We start from the raw sequence: 21,367 nt of genomic DNA, 5'->3' as shown, positions 1-21,367 counted from the left end.
AGCTTATGAGCGTCGTTCCCAGTTCCCTGGCCCATCGTGTACCGGACCTCGGCGCGCTGGAGTTGCTGCTGGCCGTGGCCCGGCTCGGCAGTCTCGGCGGGGCGGCGCGGGAGCTGGGCATCACCCAGCCCGCGGCCAGCAGCCGGATCCGGTCGATGGAACGGCAGCTCGGGGTGGCGCTGGTGGACCGTTCACCGCGCGGTTCGCGGCTGACCGACGCCGGTGCGCTGGTCACCGACTGGGCACGGCGGATCGTGGAGGCGGCGGAGGCCTTCGACGTGGGCGCGCAGGCGCTGCGGGACCGCCGGGACTCACGGCTGCGGGTCGCGGCGAGCATGACGATCGCCGAGTATCTGCTGCCCGGCTGGCTGCTGGCGCTGCGCGCGGGGCGCCCGGACACCGCCGTGTCACTGCTCGCGGGCAACTCGACGGCGGTGGCGGAACGCCTGCTCGCCGACGAGGCGGACCTGGGCTTCGTGGAGGGCCTGACAATCCCCACGGGCCTGGACTCGGTGGTGATCGCCCACGACCGGCTGATCGTGGTGACGGCCCCCGGCCACCCCTGGTCCCGCCGCCGACGCCCGCTGACGGCCGAGGAGTTGGCGGTCACCCCCCTCATCCTCCGCGAGAAGGGCTCGGGCACCCGCCAGGTCCTGGACACGGCCCTGGGCGGCCTGGCCCGCCCGCTCATCGAACTCTCCTCCACCACGGCCGTGAAGGCGGCGGCGGTGAGCGGCGCGGGCCCGGCGGTCCTGAGCGAACTGGCCGTGCGCGAGGAACTGTCCCTGCGCCGCCTGGTGAGCATCCCCGTGGCGGACGTGTCCCTGGCCCGCGACCTCAGAGCCGTCTGGCCGACGGGCCACCGTCCGGTGGGACCGGCCCGGGACCTGCTGCAGCTGACGCGCGGCTAGGCGCGCCGCTGGGAGCCGGGAGTGTCGCGGTAGGCCGGTCGCGGCGCCGTCGTGGCTGGTCGCGCGGTTCCCCGCGCCCCTCAGGGGCGCTGCCGAGCCGGAGTCGAAGCGTCCCGGCCTGCCTCCACCAGCGCCCGCATCACCCGTACGTCCTCGCCCATCTCCGGGTGCCACTGCACGCCCAGCACCCAGTGGTCGCCGGGCAGTTCCACCGCCTCCACGGTGCCGTCCGCCGCGTAGGCCGAGGGAACCAGACCGTTTCCCAGCCGGTCCACCGCCTGGTGGTGGTACGTCGGGACAGTCGTCTCCTCCGGGGCGATCCGGGCGTACAGCGTGCCCGGGACCGGCTTGACCGGGTGCCGTCCGAAGACGCCGACCACCTCGGCGTGGCCCTCCATGTGCTGGACGAGGGTGCCGCCGAGGGCGACGTTCAGCAGCTGCATGCCCCGGCAGACCCCGAGCAGGGGGAGGCGGGCGGCCAACGCGGCCTCGATCAGGGCCAGTTCCCACGCGTCCCGCTCCCGCGCCGGGGGCCCCGTCCGCGGCTCGCGCTCGGCGCCGTACCGTACCGGCTCCACGTCGGGGCCGCCCGCGATCACCAGCCCGTCCAGCCGGGCCACCGTCGCCGCCGCGTGCTCCGGCGCGTCCGGCGGCAGCATCGCGGCGAGTCCGCCGGCCCGCTGCACCAGACGCGGATACCCGGCGGGCAGCAAGGCCGCGTCCAGCTCCCACACGCCCCAGCGCACCTGGGCCTCCAAATACGTACTGACCCCGATCAACGGTCTGCCCGGCATACCCTGCCCCTCCAATGGGTCGTTCCCATACCTTTCCCGGGGATCATGCGATGAACCCGTCACGTGAGGAACCCCCTGAGCAGCGCCGCCGTCCCCGCGCAGTGCTCGCGCGCGATCTCCCGCGCCGCGTCCGCGTCCCCGTCCAGCACCGCCTCCACCAGTGCCGTGTGCTGGCGCTGGGAGTGCTCCAGATTGCGGACCAGGATCGGGATGCAGTCCAGCAGTTCGTTCACCGTCGCCCGCACCCCCGCGTAACTCGCGGTCAGCGAAGGCGAGCCGCACAGCTCCGCCAGGGTCAGATGGAGCAAGGTGTCCCGTCGCCGGTAGTCGGCCAGCGGCGCGTCCTGGGTGCGGGCCAGCGCCTCCCGCAGCCGGTCCCGCCGCTCCCCGGCCAGCCCGTGCGCCGCGCACAGCCCCGCCGCGCCCACCTCCAGCACCTCCCGGAAGCGCAGCACGTCCTCGATGTCCACCGCGGCGATCCGGCGGCGCAGCTCGTCCTCGCCGCCGGCGTCCGCGCGCGGCAGCACGAACGTTCCGCCGTACCGCCCCCGCCGGGACTCCACCAGGCCCTGGTCCTGGAGCACCCGCAGCACCTCGCGCAGCGTCACCCGGCTGATCCCGAGCCGCTCCGCCAGCTCCCGTTCCGCGGGCAGCCGCTCGCCGCCCGGCACCAGACCGAGCCGGACCACCTGGAGGATCTGCTCCAGCGCCTCCTCGAAGCCGTTGCCCGCCCGCACCGGCCGCAGCACCGGGGTCAGCCGGTCGTCCGGGCCCGGATCAGCGTCCACCGACATCCGGCCGTGCCCCCTTCCCAAGCAATGGTTCTCGGCAATACCTTATGGCTCCCGGCTGACCCAAGAGGCCTTGAGGAGGCTTTCCCGTGGCAGACCGCACACCGCCGCTCGGCGTCGAGGAGCTGCACGCCCTCGTCGCCGGCGGTGAGATCGACACTGTCGTCCTGGCCTTCCCGGACATGCAAGGGCGGCTCCAGGGCAAGCGGTTCGCCGCCCGCTTCTTCCTCGACGAGGTACTCCACCACGGCACCGAGGGCTGCAACTACCTGCTCGCCGTCGACACCGAGATGAACACGGTCGACGGCTACGCCATGTCCTCCTGGGACCGCGGCTACGGCGACTTCGCGATGCGCCCCGACCTGTCCACCCTGCGCCGCGTCCCGTGGAACGACGGCACCGCCATGGTCGTCGCCGACCTCGCCTGGGAGGACGGCTCCCCGGTCCTCGCCGCCCCGCGCCAGATCCTGCGCCGCCAGCTGGAGCGCCTGGCCGAACTCGGGCTGACCGCCCAGGTCGGCACCGAGCTGGAGTTCATCGTCTTCAAGGACACCTACGAACAGGCCTGGGACGCGGGCTACCGGGGCCTGACCCCGGCGAACCAGTACAACATCGACTATTCGGTGCTCGGGACCGGCCGCATCGAGCCACTGCTCCGCCGTATCCGCAACGAGATGGCGGGCGCCGGGCTCACCGTCGAGTCCGCCAAGGGCGAGTGCAACCCCGGCCAGCACGAGATCGCCTTCCGCTACGACGAGGCCCTCGTCACCTGCGACCAGCACGCGATCTACAAGACCGGCGCCAAGGAGATCGCCGCGCAGGAGGGCGTGTCGATCACCTTCATGGCGAAGTACAACGAGCGCGAGGGCAACTCCTGCCACATCCACCTCTCGCTCGCGGACGCGGCCGGGACCAACGCGATGGCCGGGCCCGACGGGATGTCCGACGTCATGCGCCACTTCCTCGCCGGACAGCTGGCGGCCCTGCGGGACTTCTCCCTGCTCTACGCCCCCCACATCAACTCCTACAAGCGGTTCCAGCCGGGCTCCTTCGCCCCGACCGCCGTCGCCTGGGGCCACGACAACCGCACCTGCGCCCTGCGCGTCGTCGGCCACGGCCGCTCCCTGCGCTTCGAGAACCGCCTCCCCGGCGGTGACGTCAACCCGTACCTGGCGGTGGCGGGCATGGTGGCAGCGGGCCTGCACGGCATCGAGCAGAAGCTCCAGCTGCCCGAGGCCTGCCCCGGCAACGCCTACACCGCCGAGTACGCGCACGTACCCACCACCCTGCGCGAGGCCGCCGAGCTGTGGGAGAACAGCCCCCTGGCCAAGGCCGCCTTCGGCGACGAGGTCGTCGCGCACTACCGCAACATGGCGCGCGTCGAGGTCGACGCCTACGACGCCGCGGTCACCGACTGGGAGCTCCGCCGCTCCTTCGAACGCATGTGAGGCCCGTGTTGTCCGAGCAGCTCCGGGTGCTGAACCCGGCCACCGAAGAGATCGTCGCCACGGTCCCGGCCGCGACCGCCGCCGACGTCGACGCGGCGGTCGTACGGGCCGCCCGCGCCCAGTCCGAATGGGCCGCCCTGGCCCCCGCCGACCGCGCCCGCCTGCTGCGCCGGTTCGCCGTCGCCGTGGACGAACACCTCGAAGAACTCGCCCGGTTGGAAGTCCGGGAGGCGGGCCACACCATCGGCAACGCCCGCTGGGAGGCGGGCAACGTCCGGGACCTGCTCGACTACGCGGCGGGCGGCGTCGAGCGGCTCACCGGGCGCCAGATCCCCGTCCCCGGCGGCCTCGACATCACGATCCTCGAACCGCTCGGCGTGGTCGGCGTCATCGCGCCCTGGAACTTCCCGATGCCGATCGCGGCCTGGGGCACGGCACCGGCGCTCGCGGCGGGCAACGCCGTCCTCCTCAAGCCCGCCGAGACGACCCCGCTGACGGCTCTGCGGCTGGCGGAGCTGGCCCTGGAGGCGGGACTGCCGGAAGGACTCTTCCAGGTCCTGCCCGGCCACGGTCCCGTCGCGGGCAACGCCCTCGTCGAGCACCCGGGAGTCGCGAAGATCGTGTTCACCGGGTCCACCGCCGTGGGCAAACAGGTGCTCGCGAAGGGCTCCGCGCTCCTCAAGCGCGTCACCCTCGAACTCGGCGGCAAGAGCCCCAACATCGTCTTCGCCGACGCCGACCTCGAAGCCGCCGCCCAGGCCGCCCCCATGTCCTTCCTCGACAACTCGGGACAGGACTGCTGCGCCCGCACCCGCGTCCTCGTCCAGCGCACGGCGTACGACCGCTTCCTGGAACTGCTGGCCCCGGCGATCGAGGCGGTCCGCGTCGGCGACCCCTCGGACGAGGCCACGGACATGGGTCCGCTGATCTCCAGGTCCCAGCTGGAACGCGTCCGTTCGTACGTCACCGACGATCTCGACGGCATCCGCGGCAAGGTCCCCGAAGGACCGGGGTTCTGGTTCCCGCCCACCGTCCTCACCGGCGTCGAGCCGCACGCGCGCGTGGCCGTCGAGGAGGTCTTCGGACCGGTCGCCGTGATCCTGCCCTTCGAGGACGAGGCGGACGCGATCCGCCTCGCCAACGCCACCGACTACGGCCTGTCCGGCTCGATCTGGACCCGGGACGTCGGCCGCGCGCTGCGCGTCTCCCAGGCCGTCCGGGCCGGCAACCTGTCCGTCAACTCCCACTCCAGCGTCCGCTACTGGACCCCGTTCGGCGGCTTCAAGCAGTCCGGCATCGGCCGGGAGCTCGGCCCGGACGCCCTGACCGCCTTCACCGAGACCAAGAACGTCTTCATCAGCACGGAGGGCCCCGCACAGTGACCTCTTCCACGACCCCTTCCACCGAGGAAAACATCTGCCGCCGGCTGGTCGGCCGTACCGCCGTCGTCACCGGAGCCGGCAGCGGCATCGGCCTCGCCACCACCCGCCGCCTCGCCGCCGAGGGCGCCCACGTCGTCTGCGGCGACGTCGACGAGCAGCGCGGCAAGGCGGCCGCCGAGGAGGTCGGCGGGACCTTCGTGAAGGTCGACGTCACCGACCCCGAGCAGGTCGAGGAGCTGTTCAAGACGGCGTACGACACCTACGGCAGCGTCGACATCGCCTTCAACAACGCCGGGATCTCGCCGCCCGACGACGACTCCATCCTGGAGACCGGACTCGAGGCCTGGAAGCGCGTCCAGGAGGTCAACCTCACCTCCGTCTACCTGTGCTGCAAGGCCGCGATCCCCTACATGCGGCGCCAGGGCAAGGGCTCCATCATCAACACCGCGTCCTTCGTGGCGCGGATGGGCGCGGCGACCTCCCAGATCTCGTACACGGCCTCCAAGGGCGGTGTCCTCGCGATGTCCCGGGAGCTGGGCGTGCAGTTCGCGCGCGAGGGCATCCGCGTGAACGCGCTAAGCCCCGGGCCGGTGAACACCCCGCTGCTCCAGGAGCTGTTCGCGAAGGACCCCGAGCGCGCCGCGCGCCGCCTGGTGCACATTCCGGTCGGCCGGTTCGCCGAGGCGGAGGAGATCGCCGCCGCCGTCGCCTTCCTGGCCAGCGACGACTCCTCGTTCGTCAACGCCACCGACTTCCTGGTGGACGGCGGAATCTCGGGAGCGTACGTCACCCCGCTGTAGAGCTCGCTCTAGAGTGCCCGCATGAGCATGACGCCCCCGCCCGGCTGGTACCCCGACCCCAACGCCCCGCATCTGGAGCGCTGGTGGGACGGCACGGCCTGGACCGACCACCGGCGCACCCCCGAGGTGACCGTGCCGATGCGCACGGCCGCGGCGGGGCCGTCCGGGCGGGCCAAGGCCGTCGCCGTCACCACGGCGGCGGCCGTGCTCGTGGCGGCGATCGTCACGGGCGCGGTGGTGCTGGGGCAGGGGGACGACGAGGAGGGCGTGGACGTCGGGACCGGACCGACGTACTACACGCAGGCACCCGAGAGCGAGACCCCGTCGCCGCCGCCCACCGAGAGCGAGCCCCCGGCCGAGGACCCGTCCGTCGTGGTGGACGAACTCAACGGCATCACGCTGCCGTTGCTCGACGGCTGGGTCCGGCCGAAGTACGTCGCCGAGGACGACGTCGTCATGACCACGGACGGCACCTACGACTGCCCCGCCGACGGGGGCGTCTGCCGCCGGGGCCGCGTGATGTCGCGGACCGTGACCGGCAGCGACGCCCGCTCGCCCGAGAAGCTGGCGAAGCAGGACATCAAGGAGGCGGTGGACGAGGCGTACGACCGCGACCCCGCGGGCGGGCGCCCCTACGGCGGTGTGGAGTCGCACGAGGTCGTGAAGTCGGGGCCGGTCGCGGTGGCCGGACGGGCCGGGTACTTCGTGCGCTGGCGGGTCAGAACGGCCGAGGGACCCGGCGGCTACGTCCAGTCCACGGTCTTCCTCTCCCGCGTCGGCACCGAGTCACCGGTCTGCGTCCGCTACGTCTTCGACGCGGGCGCGGACGGTCCGCCACTGGCCGACATGGACCGGATCACCAAGGGCATCCGGTCCGTCGACGACCCCGACGGGGGCGGGGGAGTGGGCAGCAGCGTGGGGCCGGGCAGCGCGGGCTAGAGGAAGGTGTGGCCCTCTCCCCGGTACGTCGGGACGGTCGCCGTGACCTCGTCGCCCTCGATCAGGTGCAGTTGCTCGAAGCGCTCGCACAGTTCGCCGGCCTTGGCGTGCCGGAACCACACCTTGTCGCCGAGCAGCAGATCGTCGGCGGGGGAGCCGAGCAGCGGGGTCTGCACCTCGCCGGGGCCCTCCTGGGGGTCGTAGCGCAGTCCCTCGGGGAGGTACGGCACCGGCAGCCGGTCGGGTCCGGCCGCACCGGAGGCGGGGTAGCCGCCGCCGAGCACGGTCACCACGCCGACGCCCGGACGCCGTACGACGGGCTGGGCGAACAGCGCGGCGGGGCGGCCGGTGAAGGAGGTGTAGTTGTCGAACAGGCGCGGTACGTAGAGTCCCGACCCGGCGCCGATCTCGGTGACGCAGTCCTCGGCGGCGGTGTGCTGGACGCTGCCCGTGCCGCCGCCGTTGACGAACTCGAGACCCGGCGCGACGGCCCGCAGCGCCCGCACCGCCTCGGCCCGGCGCTCGGCGAGCTCCCGGCGGGCGGTGGCCTGCATCAGCCGCACGGCACGCGAGCGCAGGGGCCGTCCGGCGATGGAGTCCCCGACACCGGCGATGTGTCCCTCGTACGCCATGATTCCGACGACCTCGAACCCCGGCCGCCGGGCGACGATCCGGGCGAGGTCGGCGACCTGGGCGGGGGAGTGCAGCGGGGAGCGCCGGGCGCCGACGCGCAGGCGCCCGCCGAGGAGGCGGAGCGAGGTGTCCAACTCCAGGCAGACGCGGACGACTTCCCGTCCCCCCTCGCGGGACTCGTCGATGAGCCGGAGCTGGGCCGGGTCGTCGATCATCACGGTGACGGCGGAGGCGAGCTTGGGGTCGCCGGCGAGCTCGGCGAATCCGGCGCGGTCGGCTGAGGGGTAGGCGAGCAGGACGTCGTCGAATCCGGAGCGGGCCAGCCACAGCGACTCGGCGAGGGTGAAGGACATGATCCCCGCGAAGCCGTCGCGGGCGAGGACGCGTTCGAGGAGGGCCCGGCAGCGGACGGACTTGCTGGCGACGCGGATCGGCTTGCCGCCGGCGCGGCGGACGAGATCGGCCGCGTTGGCGTCGAAGGCGTCCAGGTCCACGATCGCGAGAGGGGCGTCGAGATGGGCGGTGGCCCGGTCGTAACGGGCCCGGTCGGCGGCGCGCGCAGTCATGAACGAAGCCTGCCAGACTGGATTACCGCAGGGTAGGGGGACGTTCCGGGCTAAAGCCCCGGGCTCGTGGACTGGTTCCCGCCGGGCCGGGGTCAACCCGTAGAGTGACGCGCACGCACGTGGGGACCGTGGATGCGGGCCCACCCGTGCGGGTAGTTGTAGCCCGGAACCCCGGGCCCGGGCGAACAGACCCTGCCCGAGTACGACGAAGGCCCGGGCAACAGGAAACGGGGGGCGCATGAACACGGAAGCGCAACGCGCCCCGGTCCCCCCGCGCCCACCCCACCCCCCGAAGCCGCAGCGCGCCCCGGAGGCGGAGGCGGACGGGACGGGCACGCGGGGAGAACCCACGGACCGGACCCAGCCCGCCGACGGGGACCGGTCGCAGGGCTCGGTCGGCTCCCGTCGGACAGCGGACACGCAGGGCTCCACCGGGGAGCGCGTGGCGGCGAGCGGCGGCACCGCGAACGGCCGGCGCCCCATGGGCCTGCGCGTCCCGCCCCCCACCACGGGCGACGCACCCCCCGCCACCGACGCGGCCCACGCCCCGCGCGCAGCCGCTCCACCACGCTTCCCGAACCTCACCACCCCGTCCGAGGCCCCACCCCCACCCAGGGCTTCGGCCCGCTTCCCGGACACCGCACCGGGCTCCACCACCGCACCGCCCCGCCCGGAGCCCCCGGGTGGCGTGCCTCCGCGCCCCCTCGGCGTGCCCGGTGTCGCGGCCCCGCGCGCCGCCGAGTCTCCGGCCCGTCAGCCGCTGCCCTCCCTCGGCCGGCCTGCCGCGCCCGCGGAAGGGGCGTCCGAGACCACCAGACGGCTGCGGCCCGTTCCCGCGGAGGAGGAGCCGCCGGGGGCGGTGCGGCGTACGCCCGATCCCGCCTTTTCCTGGAGCGCCCCCATGAATCCCGCCGCCGGGCGGCCCGTGGTGTCGTTCGCGGAGCCCGAGGGGTACGACGGGGACGCGCGGCCCAGGGCGATCGGGGTGCGGTTCGGAGGGCGGGCGGTGGCCGCCACCGCTTGCCTGGTGCTGGGGCTCGGCCTGGTCGGAGGCGCCGTGACCGGGAGCTGGCTGGTCGGGGACTCCGAGGCCGCCGGGGCCCGGGACAGTTTCGTCGCCGCCGGAAGTCTCTGGCACAGCGTGCCCGTCGATCAGCTGTTCCCGCCCACCGTGGCCGGCCAGGGTGCCGGGCCCGGCGGCGCCGACCGGACCTGGACGCGGACCGCCGTCGCGCCGGACAGCGGCTGCGCCGACGCCTTCGACCCGCTGCTGCGCAAGGTCCTCGCCCCCGTCGGCTGCCAGCGGCTCCTGCGCGCCACCTACACCGACGCCACCCAGACCTATGTCACCACCGTCGGCATGCTCTTCACCAAGGCCGACGCCACCGCCATGACCTCCCTTGCCAAGCGCTTCACCGACGAGGGCCTGGACCGCCGTCCCGACCTCATGCCCCGCCCGTACGGACCCGGCTTCGGCAAGACCATGCGCGCCGCCTGGACCGTCTCCGTCCTCACCGACGCCCCCGTCGTCGTCTACGCCGTCTCCGGCTGGGCCGACGGCCGCGCCGTCGACGACCCGCAGCCCGCCGAGGAGGCCATGGAGTCCGGCGCCACCTCGGCCCCCGCCCAGGCCGGCCTCGGCCACGAGGCGAAGGGACTCGCCGACCGCGTCGAACGCGCCCTGCGCAAGCAGGTGGGCCCGTACGCCACGGAGCAGGCCTCGTGACCGCCGCGCTCACCCGCCGTAGCGGCCTGCTCGGCGTCCTCCTCGCCGCCTCCCTCGCCCTCGTCCCGGCCACCGCGGCGCACGCCGACGGCATACGTGCCAAGCAGTGGGCCCTGGAAGCCATGCACGCCGAGGAGGCCTGGCGGACCACCAAGGGCGAGGGGATCACCGTCGCCGTCCTCGACACCGGCGTCGACGACCAGCACCCCGACCTCGTGGGCAACGTCCTCACCGGCAAGGACATGGTCGGCTTCGGAGCCGGGCGCGGCGACCGGTCCTGGGCCCGCCACGGCACCGCGATGGCCGGCATCATCGCGGGCCACGGACACGGCTACGGCAACGGCGACGGCGTCATGGGCATCGCCCCCGAGGCCAAGGTCCTCCCGGTCCGCGTGATCCTGGAGGACGGCGACGACGCCCGCGCCAAGGCCCGCACCACCCGCGGCAACGCCCTCGCCGAGGGCATCCGCTGGGCCGCCGACCACGGCGCCGACGTCATCAACCTCTCCCTGGGCGACGACTCCAAGTCCGCCCACCCCGAACCGGCCGAGGACGAGGCCGTCCAGTACGCCCTGAAGAAGGGCGCCGTCGTCGTCGCGTCGGCCGGCAACGGCGGCGAGAAGGGCGACCACATCTCCTACCCGGCCGCCTATCCGGGCGTCATAGCCGCCACCGCCGTGGACAAGTACGGCACCCGTGCCTCCTTCTCCACCCGGCGCTGGTACGCCACGGTCAGCGCCCCCGGTGTCGACGTCGTCATCGCCGACCCGGACCGCAAGTACTACGAGGGCTGGGGCACCAGCGCCGCCGCGGCCTTCGTCTCCGGAGCCGTGGCCCTGGTCAAGTCCGCCCACCCGGGCCTGACCCCGGCCCAGATCAAGAAGCTCCTGGAGGACACGGCCCGCAACTCCCCTTCGGGCGGCCGTGACGAGTCCCGCGGGTACGGCTTCGTGGACCCCGCCGCCGCGATCGAGAAGGCCGCGAGCCTCAAGCCGGAGGGGCTGCGGTCGAAGGCGTACGGCGACCGCTACTTCGGCTCGGGCCCCGACGCCACGAAGGCCGACGACGACGCGACCGGCTGGGCCGCCCCGCTCGCGGGCGGCACCGGAGGAGTCCTGCTGGTCGCCGCGGTCGTCCTGTGGCGCGGCCGGCGCGCGGGACGCCACGAGGATTTCTAGGCACCCTCAGGACGCGATCAGTTCTCGGCGAACACCGACACCGCCGCCCGCGCCGCGGCCTCCACCAGCGACACCCCGTCCGCCTTCGTGGCGTTCCCGTCCGACAGCACGGCGACCAGGTAGTCCCGCCCGTCCACGGTCACCCGCCCGACGCTGTTGATGTCCCACAGCCCGGTCGTGCTCCGCGGCAGCCACCCGTTCTTCAGCGCCCACGCCGAACCGTCGGCGGCCGCCGAGACACCCCACTGCTGACCGGCGGCGATCCGCCCCATCAGGGTCCGGACGTAGGACCGCGAGGCCTCGCTCAGCTCCGAATCCTCCCCGAACACCTGCTGAAGCAGCGTCAGTTGGTCCGTCGCCGTGGTCTGGGTCAGCCCCCACAGCATCCCGTCGCCGCCCTCCGTGGCCGTGAGCCCGAGGCGCTCGTTCGCCGCGGCGAGCCCCTCCGCCCGGCCGATGGTCTCCCACAGCGCGGAGGTGGAGGCGTTGTCGCTGTTCTCGATCATCGCGGTGGCGTACGTCTGCTCCGTCGCCGTCAGTGACCGCCCCTCGTCCTGCGCCTGGAGCAGCAGCGCCGCCAGGACGTCGACCTTGACGACGCTCGCGGTGTCGAAGGTCCGGTCCCCGTACGCGGCGCTCTCGCCCGACTCCAGGTCCAGCACCGCCACCGACACCTCCGCGCCCTTCGGCACGGTCACCGCCTCCATGGCGTCCGCCAGCAGCGCGTCCGGATCCACCGTGGGCTGTGCCACCGGTTCCACGGATGCCTCCCCGTTCACCGAGACCGTCGAGGGCGTCGCCGCAGACGATACGGCCGGCTGCGCCCGCGCCTGCACGTAGACCGTCCCGGCGGCCGTACCGCCCACGACGACCACCGACGCGAGGGCGACGGACAGCAGGGGAACACGGCGCCTGCGCGCTCCGGAGGACTCCATGCCCGCGATGCTCGGGCCGGTGACTGTGGCTGACGTGAGGCGGATGTTAGATCTGGGTCAGGGAAAGCTGAGATTCCGGTGAAGGGGGTCACGGGCGCGTTTCCGGGCCCGCACAAGCGCAGCTGCATCCCCCCGATAGGGTCGGGGACCGTGGCGAACAAGAACATTCCCGACTCCCCCTTCCCCGACGACGAGGGCTCGGCCGACCCCCGGCTGAGCGCGGCGCTCGCGGCCTGGGCCGAGGACCGCTCCGCTCTGGGGCCGGTTCTTCAGGCGCTGAAGGACGCCCGGCTGCTGGTCCCGGTCGTGGCCGTCCTCGGTGAGGTCGAGGAGGACGAGAACGGGCTGCGCCGCGAGAAGACCAGCGACATGGCCGTACCGACCCTGAAGGCCGGCGAGCGCAAGGCTCTGCCCGCCTTCACCTCCACCGACTCCCTCGCCCGCTGGGACGCGACGGCCCGCCCCGTCGCCGTACGCCTGAACCAGGCTTTGGAGGCCGCCGCGCACGAGAAGGCGGACACGGTCGTGCTGGACCTGGCGGGGCCGGTGCCGTTCGAGCTGACCGGACCGGCGCTGCTCGCGCTCGCCGAAGGACGTACGACGGCCGATCCGCTCGCCGATCCGGCCGTGGTCGAGGCGGTACGGGCCGCGGTCGCCGCCGAGCCCGCCGTGCTCCGCGCCCACCTCGGGCCCGGGCAGGCCGACGGCACCCTGGCGCTCGTCCTGGACCCGGCCGCCGCCCCCGCCGTGGCCGCCCGCGCGGTCGCCGAGCGCCTCGCCGCCGACGAGACACTGAGGGCCCGCCTGGTGCGCGGCCTCGACCTGGCACTGCTGCCGGCCGAGGCGACGCCCCCGGGCGAGCCCCTGTACGTGCGAGGGTGATCCAGCGGTGGACCGGGGGTGAGCCGGCCGTGGACCGAGGGTGACCTAGCCGTAGACCGGGCCCGTGTACTTCTCGCCCGGGCCCTGGCCCGGCTCGTCCGGGACCAGGGAGGCCTCGCGGAAGGCCAGCTGGAGCGACTTCAGGCCGTCGCGCAGCGGGGCCGCGTGGAACGAGCTGATCTCGGTCGCGCTCGCGTCGAGCAGTCCGGCGAGGGCGCTGACCAGCTTGCGGGCCTCGTCCAGGTCCTTGTACTTGTCGCCCTCCTCGGTCAGACCGAGCTTCACGGCGGCGGCGCTCATCAGGTTCACGGCGACCGTCACGATCACCTCGACGGCGGGGACCTCGGCGATGTCGCGGGTCATCTCGTCGAAGTCGGGCGTCTCGGGGGAGCCGGAGGGGGAGGTGTCACTCATGCGGGACACGATATGCGTCGCGCAACTGTTCGCCGAAGTTCGCCTCGGTTCGCCCTTCCCCGTCCTTGCTGCTAACCTTTAGTGACGACCGGCCGGACACGCATGTGCTCGGCCCACAAGTGGAGGCTCCGAACTCCCACCTGACCGTCCCCCGGGACGGCGGGTCACCGGTCAGGCGGCCACCACCGTTCCGTACGGACGGTGGAGTCGCCCGAGATTGCGCCCCGCGGTTGACCCGCGGCGGTGTTCCGGCATTTCAGGAGCCCCGCCTGTGTCCCGTCCGGGGCATTTTTTATGGCTCCCGATGGTTGGTCCCTATGTCAATCAGACATACGCGGCTGTCCGCCAGACCGCCGTGTGGTGCTACCGAGGAGGATCCATCAGCGCCGAGCCCCGCATCAACGACCGGATTCGCGTTCCCGAGGTGCGACTTGTCGGTCCCAGTGGCGAGCAGGTGGGCATTGTCCCGCTCGCTAAGGCACTGGAGCTTGCGCAGGAGTACGACCTGGACCTGGTCGAGGTCGCGGCGAACGCCCGTCCGCCCGTGTGCAAGCTCATGGACTACGGGAAGTTCAAGTACGAGTCGGCCATGAAGGCCCGTGAGGCGCGCAAGAACCAGGCGCACACGGTCATCAAGGAGATGAAGCTCCGGCCGAAGATCGACCCGCACGACTATGACACCAAGAAGGGTCACGTCGTCCGGTTCCTCAAGCAGGGCGACAAGGTCAAGATCACGATCATGTTCCGTGGTCGCGAGCAGTCCCGGCCGGAACTCGGCTACCGACTGCTGCAGCGTCTCGCGGAGGACGTCCAGGACCTCGGTTTCGTCGAGTCGAACCCGAAGCAGGACGGCCGGAACATGATCATGGTTCTCGGTCCGCACAAGAAGAAGACCGAGGCGATGGCCGAGGCTCGCCAGGCGCAGGAAGCCCGCAAGGCGGATGCGAAGGCCAACCCCGGCAAGTCGCAGAACGCCGCGGAGGCCGAGAGCGCCGAGGCCCCTGCCGAGGCATCCGCCGAGGCGTGATCCCGGGGGACGCGAGTCCCCAGGACGTAACCGATACAACAGCGACGTTCCACCGTGCCCGGTTTCACGACCGGGCATCGGAACGCCACCGACGAGGAGAGAACGGCGCTATGCCGAAGAACAAGTCGCACAGCGGTGCCAGCAAGCGCTTCAAGATCACCGGCTCCGGCAAGGTGCTCCGCGAGCGTGCCGGCAAGCGCCACCTGCTCGAGCACAAGTCGTCCCGCGTGACGCGTCGCCTCACCGGCAACGCCGAGATGGCCCCGGGCGACGCCGCGAAGATCAAGAAGCTTCTCGGCAAGTGACGTACGCGGCGCGCTGAGCGCCGTACGTCAGGACCGGGACCCAATCGAATTCGGGCCGTGTGAGGACACCCACGGCCCCGCTACAAGGAGTTAACAAGTGGCACGCGTCAAGCGGGCAGTCAACGCCCACAAGAAGCGCCGGGCGATCCTCGAGCAGGCCTCCGGCTACCGCGGTCAGCGTTCGCGCCTGTACCGCAAGGCCAAGGAGCAGGTCACCCACTCGCTGGTCTACAACTACAACGACCGCAAGAAGCGCAAGGGCGACTTCCGTCAGCTGTGGATCCAGCGCATCAACGCCGCTGCCCGCGCCAACGGCATCACGTACAACCGCTTCATCCAGGGCCTGAAGGCCGCCAACGTCGAGGTCGACCGCAAGATCCTCGCCGAGCTGGCCGTCAACGACGCCACCGCGTTCGCCGCGCTGGTCGAGGTCGCGCAGAAGGCCCTGCCGGCTGACGTCAACGCCCCGAAGGCGGCGTGACGCTGCGCTCGGCTTGAGCCGACGTGATTCGGACCCGTGGGCTGCGGCCTGCGGGTCCGTCGCATGTTGTGGTGCGGGCGGATGCGGCACCCCCCACTGCCTCAAGGGCGTGGGGGACCCCCAGGCCCGCCGTCGTGGTTGACCGCCGGTGCGGCGGACAGTACTTCTGAAGGTGAGTTGCATGGTCGCGGCCAGCCCCGAGCTGATCTCCCCCCGTTCCCCCCGCGTCTCCGCCGCCCGGCGGCTGGCGAAGCGGAACTTCCGGGGGAAGGACCGGCTGTTTCTCGCCGAGGGGCCGCAGGCGGTGCGGGAGGCCGCCGGGCAGGGACTCGTCGAGCTGTTCGCCACCGTCGAGGCCGCGGAGCGGTACGCCGACATCATCGGCGAGGCCCGCGCGGTCGGGGCCCGCGTCCACCTCGCCTCCGACGAGGTCATCGCCGACATCTCCACCACCGTCACCCCGCAGGGCCTCGTCGGGGTCTGCCGGTTCCTCGACACGCCCTTCGAGGAGATCCTCGCCGCCCGCCCCCGGCTCGTCGCCGTGCTCGCGCATGTGCGGGACCCCGGGAACGCCGGGACCGTGCTGCGGTGCGCCGACGCCGCCGGCGCCGAGGCCGTCGTACTGACCGACGCGTCCGTCGACCTGTACAACCCCAAGGCCGTACGCGCCTCCGTCGGTTCGCTGTTCCATCTGCCCGTGGCCGTGGGCGTGCCGGTCGAGCGGGCCGTCGCCGGGCTCAAGGAGGCCGGGGTGCGGATCCTCGCCGCGGACGGCGCCGGGGACCGGGATCTCGACGACGAGCTCGACAAGGGCACCATGGGCGGACCGACCGCCTGGGTGTTCGGCAACGAGGCCTGGGGGCTCCCGGAGGAGACCCGCGCGCTCGCGGACGCCGTCGTGCGCGTCCCGATCCACGGAAAGGCCGAGAGCCTGAACCTCGCCACCGCCGCCGCCGTATGTCTCTATGCGTCGGCCCGTGCGCAGCGCGCCTCCGGAGGGTGCCGCTCCGTCGCCGAGAGCTGAGCCCCTGCCGCCGGATTCCCGCCTGCCCCGGGCGGACGACGGGAATCCGGCGGCAGGGGCTAGTAGGGTGACCAGCTCGGGGCCCCTCAGCCGTCGTGAGAGGTGGGGTACGGGGATGAGTGTCGGCACGAGCAGCGCACCGGGAGCACGGGACGTGCGACGCCCGCCCGCGCCCCGGTCCGGTGAGCTCGCCGAGCTCGGTCTCGACCCCGACGATCTCCCCGACGGCCTCGTCGTGGCCGACGAGCACGGCCGTGTCGTCTGCTTCAACGCCGCCGCCGCGCGCATCACCGCCGTCCCCGCCGCCGAGGCCCTCGGGCAACGGCTGGAGAAGGCGCTGCCGTTAGAGGATCTGGAGGGCCGCCGCTGGTGGCAGCTCACCGATCCCTACGGCGGACTCGCCATCCGGGTCCGCCAGCCCGAGCGGAACCTGCTGCTGCCGGGCGGCCGCGAGGTCCTCGTCTCGGTGAAGTACGTCCGCGCCGAGCCCACCGGCCCCGTCCGCCGCGTCGTCGTCTCCCTGCGGGACACCGAGGCCCGCCGCCGCACCGAGCGCAGCCACGCCGAGCTGATCGCCACCGTCGCGCACGAGCTGCGTTCGCCGCTCACCTCCGTCAAGGGCTTCACCGCCACCCTGCTCGCCAAGTGGGAGAGGTTCACCGACGACCAGAAGCGGCTGATGCTGGAGACCGTCGACGCCGACGCCGACCGGGTCACCCGGCTCATCGCCGAGCTGCTCGACATCTCGCGGATCGACAGCGGGCGCCTGGAGGTGCGGCGCCAGCCGGTGGACATCGGCGCCGCCGTCGGCCGGCACATCCAGGCGTACGTCGCCGCGGGGCAGCCCGCCGACCGCTTCCTGCTCCGCCTGCAGCAGCCGCTGCCCGACCTGTGGGCCGACCCCGACAAGATCGATCAGGTGCTCAGCAACCTGCTGGAAAATGCGGTGCGGCACGGCGAGGGAACCGTCACGATTGACGTCACGCCCACGGCGTCCCCCCGGGAGGGCGAGGACGCCGGCACGTCGGTCACCGTGAGCGACGAGGGGTCCGGCATCCCGGAGGAGTCCATGAACCGCGTCTTCACCCGCTTCTGGCGGGGCAGCAAGCGCGGTGGCACCGGCCTCGGGCTCTACATCGTCAAGGGCATCGTCGAGGCCCACGGCGGCACCATCACGGTCGGCCGCGCCACCGGTGGCGGCGCCGAGTTCCGATTTACGTTGCCCGTGGCCGCTCCGGCGTATCTCGCCTGACGGCCGCGGGCGCATTCGTACACCCTCACCCCGTTAGACTCGGCCTTTGGCACCTTTGTGTCCTGCACACGGCTGAAGAGCGCCGGTCACGGGGACCATCCGCCAGCCAAACGGAAGCACGGGAAGAGATGTCGGCACCCAATAAGTCGTACGACCCTGTCGAGGTCGAGGCGTTGAAACCGGAAGAGATCGAGCGCATGCGGGACGAGGCGCTCGCCGCCTTCGCCGCCGCAGGCTCCCTCGACGCGCTCCAGGAGGCCAAGGTCGCCCACACCGGCGGCACCTCCCCGCTGGCCCTCGCCAACCGCGAGATCGGCGCCCTGCCCCCGCACGCCAAGGCCGCCGCCGGAAAGCTGGTCGGCCAGGCCCGCGGCGCCGTGAACAAGGCCCTGGCCGCCCGCCAGGCCGAGCTGGAGGCCGAGCGCGACCAGCGCGTGCTCGTCGAGGAGGCGGTGGACGTCACGCTGCCGTACGACCGCGTGCCGGCCGGCGCCCGCCACCCGCTGACCACGCTCTCGGAGCGCATCGAGGACATCTTCGTGGCCATGGGCTACGAGGTCGCCGAGGGCCCCCAGGTCGAGGCCGAGTGGTTCAACTTCGACGCCCTCAACATCGGCCCGGACCACCCGGCGCGCGGTGAGGCGGACACCTTCTTCGTCGAGGGCCCGCGGGGCGGCACCGAGTCCGGTGTCGTGCTGCGCACCCACACCTCGCCGGTACAGATCCGCTCGCTGCTCGACCGTGAGCTGCCGGTCTACGTGATCTGCCCCGGCCGCGTGTACCGCACCGACGAGCTGGACGCCACCCACACCCCGGTCTTCCACCAGGTCGAGCTGCTCGCGGTGGACGAGGGCCTCACGATGGCGGACCTCAAGGGCACCCTGGACCACATGGTGCAGTCCCTGTTCGGCGAGGGCATGAAGACCCGGCTGCGGCCCAACTTCTTCCCCTTCACCGAGCCGTCCGCCGAGATGGACATGGTGTGCTACGTCTGCCGCGGCGAGTCCGTCGGCAACCCCGACCGGCCCTGCCGTACCTGCTCCAGCGAGGGCTGGATCGAGCTGGGCGGCTGCGGCATGGTCAACCCGCGGGTGCTCACCGCCTGCGGCGTCGACCCGGAGAAGTACAGCGGCTTCGCCTTCGGGTTCGGCATCGAGCGGATGCTGATGTTCCGCCACAACGTCGAGGACATGCGAGACATGGTCGAGGGTGACGTCCGGTTCACCCGGCCGTTCGGGATGGAGATCTGATGCGGGTCCCGCTTTCTTGGCTGCGGGAGTACGTCGACCTGCCGGCCACCGAGACCGGCCGCGACGTCCAGGCCAAGCTCATCGCGGCCGGCCTCGAGGTCGAGACGGTCGAGCAGCTCGGCGACGGCCTCAAGGGCCCCCTGGTCGTCGGCCAGGTGCTGACCATCGAGGAGCTGGAGGGCTTCAAGAAGCCGATCCGCTTCTGCACCGTCGACGTCGGCACGGCCAACGGCACCGGTGAGCCCCAGGAGATCGTCTGCGGCGCCCGGAACTTCCAGGTCGGCGACAAGGTCGTGGTCGTGCTCCCGGGCGCCGAGCTGCCCGGCGGCTTCGCGATCTCCGCGCGCAAGACCTACGGCCGCAACTCGCACGGCATGATCTGCTCCAGCGACGAGCTGGGCATGGGCGACGACGGCACCAAGGGCATCATCGTGCTGCCCCCGGAGACCGAGGTCGGCAAGGACGCCGTCGAACTGCTCGAACTGGTCGACGAGGTCCTGGACATCGCCGTCACCGCGAACCGCGGCGACTGCCTGTCCATCCGCGGTGTGGCCCGCGAGACCGCCATCGCCTACGGGCTGCCGCTGCGCGACCCGGCACTGCTCGACGTACCGGGCCCGAACGCCTTCGGCTACCCGGTCCAGGTCTCCGACCCGGTCGGCTGCGACCGCTTCACGGCCCGTACGGTCACCGGTCTGAGCCCCGAGGCGCGCTCCCCGATCTGGCTGAAGCGCCGGCTGCAGAAGGTCGGCATGCGCCCGATCTCGCTCGCCGTCGACGTCACCAACTACGTGATGATGGAGCTCGGCCAGCCGCTGCACGCCTACGACCGAAGCCTGGTGCAGGGCACCATCGGCGTCCGCCGGGCGGCCGAGGGCGAGAAGATCGTCACCCTCGACGGCGTCGAGCGGAAGCTGCACGCCGAGGACCTCGTCATCACCGACGACCGCGGTCCCATCGGCCTCGCCGGTGTCATGGGCGGCGCCAACACCGAGATCGCCGACCACGAGGACCTGGAGAACGCCACCTCCGACGTCGTGATCGAGGCGGCCCACTTCGACCAGGTCGCCATCGCGCGCACCGCGCGCCGGCACAAGCTGTCCTCGGAGGCGTCCCGTCGCTTCGAGCGCGGTGTCGACCCGGCGGCCGCCGCCGCGGCGGCGCAGCGCACGGTCGACCTGCTGGTGCTGCTCGCGGGCGGCACCGCCGAGGCCGGGGTCACCGAGGTCGTCGCGCCCTCCGCGCCGCACACCATCACGGTCCCGGCGAACCACCCCGACAAGGTCGCGGGCGTCGACTACGGCCGGGAGACCGTCGTCCGCCGCCTCCAGGAAGTCGGCTGCGACGTGTACGGGCAGGACGAGCTGATCGTCACCGTCCCGTCCTGGCGGCCCGACCTGCTGGAGCAGAACGACCTGGCCGAGGAGGTCATCCGGCTCGAGGGCTACGAGAACCTGCCCTCCACGCTGCCCAAGCCGCCGTCCGGCCGCGGTCTGACGCACCGCCAGCGGCTGCACCGCCGGGTCGGCCGCGCGCTGGCCGGCGCCGGGTACGTCGAGGCGCCGAACTACCCCTTCATCGGCGAGCAGGTCTTCGACCAGCTGGGCCTCGACGCCGACGACCCCGCCCGCCGGGTCGTGAAGCTCACCAACCCGCTCAACGACGAGGAGCCCGCGCTCCGTACGTCGCTGCTGCCGGGTCTGCTGGGCGCCCTGCGCCGCAACGACGGCCGGGGCTCGCACGACCTCGCGCTGTTCGAGACCGGCCTGGTCTTCCTTCCGCGTGAGGAGCAGCGGACCGCCGTCCACCTGCCCGTGGACCGGCGTCCGACGGACGAGGAGATCGCCGAGCTCAACTCCGTGCTGCCCGAGCAGCCGCGCCATGTCGCCGTCGTCCTCGCGGGCGCCCGCGAGCAGACCGGCTGGTGGGGCGCGGGCCGTCCGGCGGGCTGGGCCGACGCGGTGCAGGCCGCGCGGGCCGTCGCCGCGGAGGCGGGCGCCGAGCTGATCGTGCGGTCCGGACAGTACGGGCCGTGGCACCCGGGCCGGTGCGCCGAGCTGGCGGTCGTCGTCGACGGCGCCGAGCGGGTCGTGGGCCACGCCGGTGAGCTGCACCCGCGGGTGCTCAAGGCGCTGAGTCTGCCCGCGCGCACCTGCGCGATGGAGCTGGACCTGGACGCCCTGGAGCAGGTCGGCGACGGTGTGCCGCAGGCGCCGAGCATCTCCTCCTTCCCGGTCGCCACGCAGGACGTCGCCCTCGTGGTCGACAAGCCGGTGCCGGCGGCCGAGGTCGAGGCGGCGCTGCGGGACGGCGCGGGTGAACTCCTGGAGGCCATCCGCCTGTTCGACGTCTACGAGAACGAGGAGCAGCTGGGCGACGGCAGGAAGTCGCTGGCGTACGCGCTTCGCTTCCGGGCGTCGGACCGCACGCTGACCGTCGACGAGGCCTCGGCGGCCCGCGATGCGGCGGTCGCCCTGGCGGGCGAGCGTACGGGCGCGGTGCTCCGGGGGTAGGCCGGGTCGCCCTACGGGGCGGCGGGTTGCTGTTCGTCGGCGGCTGCGCATTCGTCGTGGCTTGTCGCGCAGGTCCCCGCGCCCTGTGGGGCGGGCTTCGCCGCCCCACCCTCGTG

General features: G+C 72.8%; 20 protein-coding genes. 15 read left to right on the top strand and 5 right to left on the bottom strand.

Translation table 11 applies throughout. The features are described 5' to 3' along the window. The first annotated feature begins 5 nt into the window (after positions 1-5). Entirely contained in the window at positions 6-911 is a 906-nt protein-coding gene (locus tag AC068Z_RS24455) for a LysR family transcriptional regulator (RefSeq protein WP_478559299.1), read from the top strand. Positions 912-991: 80 nt separating this feature from the next. Here the strand turns inward: AC068Z_RS24455 and AC068Z_RS24450 are convergent, their stop codons facing one another. Together AC068Z_RS24450 and AC068Z_RS24445 are read right to left on the bottom strand one after the other, a co-directional pair. Continuing rightward, the gene (locus AC068Z_RS24450; protein WP_478559297.1) at positions 992-1,705 is read right to left on the bottom strand and encodes a gamma-glutamyl-gamma-aminobutyrate hydrolase family protein; all 714 of its coding nucleotides are present in this window, start codon (positions 1,703-1,705) and stop codon (positions 992-994) included. Between the two features lie 59 nt (positions 1,706-1,764). Next, positions 1,765-2,499 (bottom strand): FadR/GntR family transcriptional regulator, encoded by a 735-nt coding sequence (locus AC068Z_RS24445; protein ID WP_478559294.1) that lies wholly within the window; start codon positions 2,497-2,499, stop codon positions 1,765-1,767. A gap of 86 nt (positions 2,500-2,585) precedes the next feature. On the opposite strand from AC068Z_RS24445, the gene AC068Z_RS24440 reads away from it, so the two are divergent. The 4 genes from AC068Z_RS24440 to AC068Z_RS24425 are packed head-to-tail and all read left to right on the top strand — an operon-like array spanning position 2,586 to position 7,065. Next, the gene (locus AC068Z_RS24440; RefSeq protein ID WP_478559291.1) at positions 2,586-3,944 is read left to right on the top strand and encodes a glutamine synthetase family protein; all 1,359 of its coding nucleotides are present in this window, start codon (positions 2,586-2,588) and stop codon (positions 3,942-3,944) included. 8 nt (positions 3,945-3,952) lie between these two features. After that, entirely contained in the window at positions 3,953-5,326 is a 1,374-nt protein-coding gene (locus tag AC068Z_RS24435) for an aldehyde dehydrogenase family protein (protein WP_478559288.1), read from the top strand. Next, entirely contained in the window at positions 5,323-6,126 is an 804-nt protein-coding gene (locus AC068Z_RS24430) for a 3-oxoacyl-ACP reductase (RefSeq protein WP_478559285.1), read from the top strand. The genes AC068Z_RS24435 and AC068Z_RS24430 overlap by 4 nt, the downstream gene beginning before the upstream one ends. 27 nt (positions 6,127-6,153) lie before the next feature. Then, on the top strand, positions 6,154-7,065 hold the full coding sequence (locus AC068Z_RS24425; protein ID WP_478559896.1) for a DUF2510 domain-containing protein: 912 nt from the start codon (positions 6,154-6,156) through the stop codon (positions 7,063-7,065). Here the strand turns inward: AC068Z_RS24425 and AC068Z_RS24420 are convergent. Continuing rightward, a complete protein-coding gene (locus tag AC068Z_RS24420; RefSeq protein WP_478559282.1) occupies positions 7,062-8,264 on the bottom strand; it encodes an amino acid deaminase/aldolase in 1,203 nt (400 codons plus the stop codon). The genes AC068Z_RS24425 and AC068Z_RS24420 overlap by 4 nt on opposite strands. A gap of 238 nt (positions 8,265-8,502) precedes the next feature. On the opposite strand from AC068Z_RS24420, the gene AC068Z_RS24415 reads away from it, so the two are divergent. Together AC068Z_RS24415 and mycP are read left to right on the top strand one after the other, a co-directional pair. Beyond that, a complete protein-coding gene (locus AC068Z_RS24415; protein WP_478559279.1) occupies positions 8,503-9,990 on the top strand; it encodes a hypothetical protein in 1,488 nt (495 codons plus the stop codon). After that, positions 9,987-11,168 (top strand): type VII secretion-associated serine protease mycosin, encoded by a 1,182-nt coding sequence (mycP, locus tag AC068Z_RS24410; protein WP_478559276.1) that lies wholly within the window; start codon positions 9,987-9,989, stop codon positions 11,166-11,168. The genes AC068Z_RS24415 and mycP overlap by 4 nt, the downstream gene beginning before the upstream one ends. Positions 11,169-11,185: 17 nt before the next feature. Here mycP and AC068Z_RS24405 read toward each other — a convergent pair whose 3' ends face one another. Continuing rightward, the gene (locus AC068Z_RS24405; RefSeq protein ID WP_478559273.1) at positions 11,186-12,103 is read right to left on the bottom strand and encodes a serine hydrolase; all 918 of its coding nucleotides are present in this window, start codon (positions 12,101-12,103) and stop codon (positions 11,186-11,188) included. Between the two features lie 150 nt (positions 12,104-12,253). Between AC068Z_RS24405 and AC068Z_RS24400 the strand changes: the two genes are divergently transcribed. Continuing rightward, on the top strand, positions 12,254-12,985 hold the full coding sequence (locus tag AC068Z_RS24400; RefSeq protein WP_478559270.1) for an SseB family protein: 732 nt from the start codon (positions 12,254-12,256) through the stop codon (positions 12,983-12,985). A 45-nt stretch (positions 12,986-13,030) separates the two neighbouring features. Here the strand turns inward: AC068Z_RS24400 and AC068Z_RS24395 are convergent, their stop codons facing one another. Then, the gene (locus AC068Z_RS24395; RefSeq protein ID WP_451723591.1) at positions 13,031-13,399 is read right to left on the bottom strand and encodes a DUF1844 domain-containing protein; all 369 of its coding nucleotides are present in this window, start codon (positions 13,397-13,399) and stop codon (positions 13,031-13,033) included. Positions 13,400-13,754: 355 nt separating this feature from the next. Here AC068Z_RS24395 and infC point away from each other — a divergent pair, with 355 nt between their 5' ends. From infC to pheT, 7 genes are all read left to right on the top strand, one after another. Then, entirely contained in the window at positions 13,755-14,426 is a 672-nt protein-coding gene (gene infC, locus AC068Z_RS24390; protein WP_478559893.1) for a translation initiation factor IF-3, read from the top strand. A 110-nt stretch (positions 14,427-14,536) separates the two neighbouring features. After that, entirely contained in the window at positions 14,537-14,731 is a 195-nt protein-coding gene (rpmI, locus tag AC068Z_RS24385) for a 50S ribosomal protein L35 (protein ID WP_003977225.1), read from the top strand. A gap of 97 nt (positions 14,732-14,828) precedes the next feature. Further along, on the top strand, positions 14,829-15,212 hold the full coding sequence (gene rplT / locus AC068Z_RS24380; protein ID WP_004933571.1) for a 50S ribosomal protein L20: 384 nt from the start codon (positions 14,829-14,831) through the stop codon (positions 15,210-15,212). A gap of 181 nt (positions 15,213-15,393) precedes the next feature. Next, positions 15,394-16,236 carry a TrmH family RNA methyltransferase gene (locus tag AC068Z_RS24375; RefSeq protein ID WP_478559267.1) on the top strand — a complete coding sequence of 281 codons (843 nt, stop codon included), beginning with the start codon at positions 15,394-15,396 and terminating at the stop codon, positions 16,234-16,236. Between the two features lie 115 nt (positions 16,237-16,351). Then, the gene (locus tag AC068Z_RS24370) at positions 16,352-17,488 is read left to right on the top strand and encodes a sensor histidine kinase (protein ID WP_478559264.1); all 1,137 of its coding nucleotides are present in this window, start codon (positions 16,352-16,354) and stop codon (positions 17,486-17,488) included. 128 nt (positions 17,489-17,616) lie between these two features. Continuing rightward, positions 17,617-18,738, top strand: coding sequence for a phenylalanine--tRNA ligase subunit alpha (pheS, locus tag AC068Z_RS24365; protein ID WP_478559261.1), 1,122 nt, complete (start codon positions 17,617-17,619; stop codon positions 18,736-18,738). After that, positions 18,738-21,251, top strand: a complete 2,514-nt coding sequence (pheT, locus tag AC068Z_RS24360; protein ID WP_478559258.1) for a phenylalanine--tRNA ligase subunit beta — start codon at positions 18,738-18,740, stop codon at positions 21,249-21,251. Before pheS ends, pheT begins: the two co-directional genes overlap by 1 nt. Positions 21,252-21,367: the final 116 nt, after the last annotated feature.

This window comes from Streptomyces sp. NPDC043726, from assembly GCF_056436565.1.
This window is presented reverse-complemented; position numbering and strand designations above follow the sequence as displayed.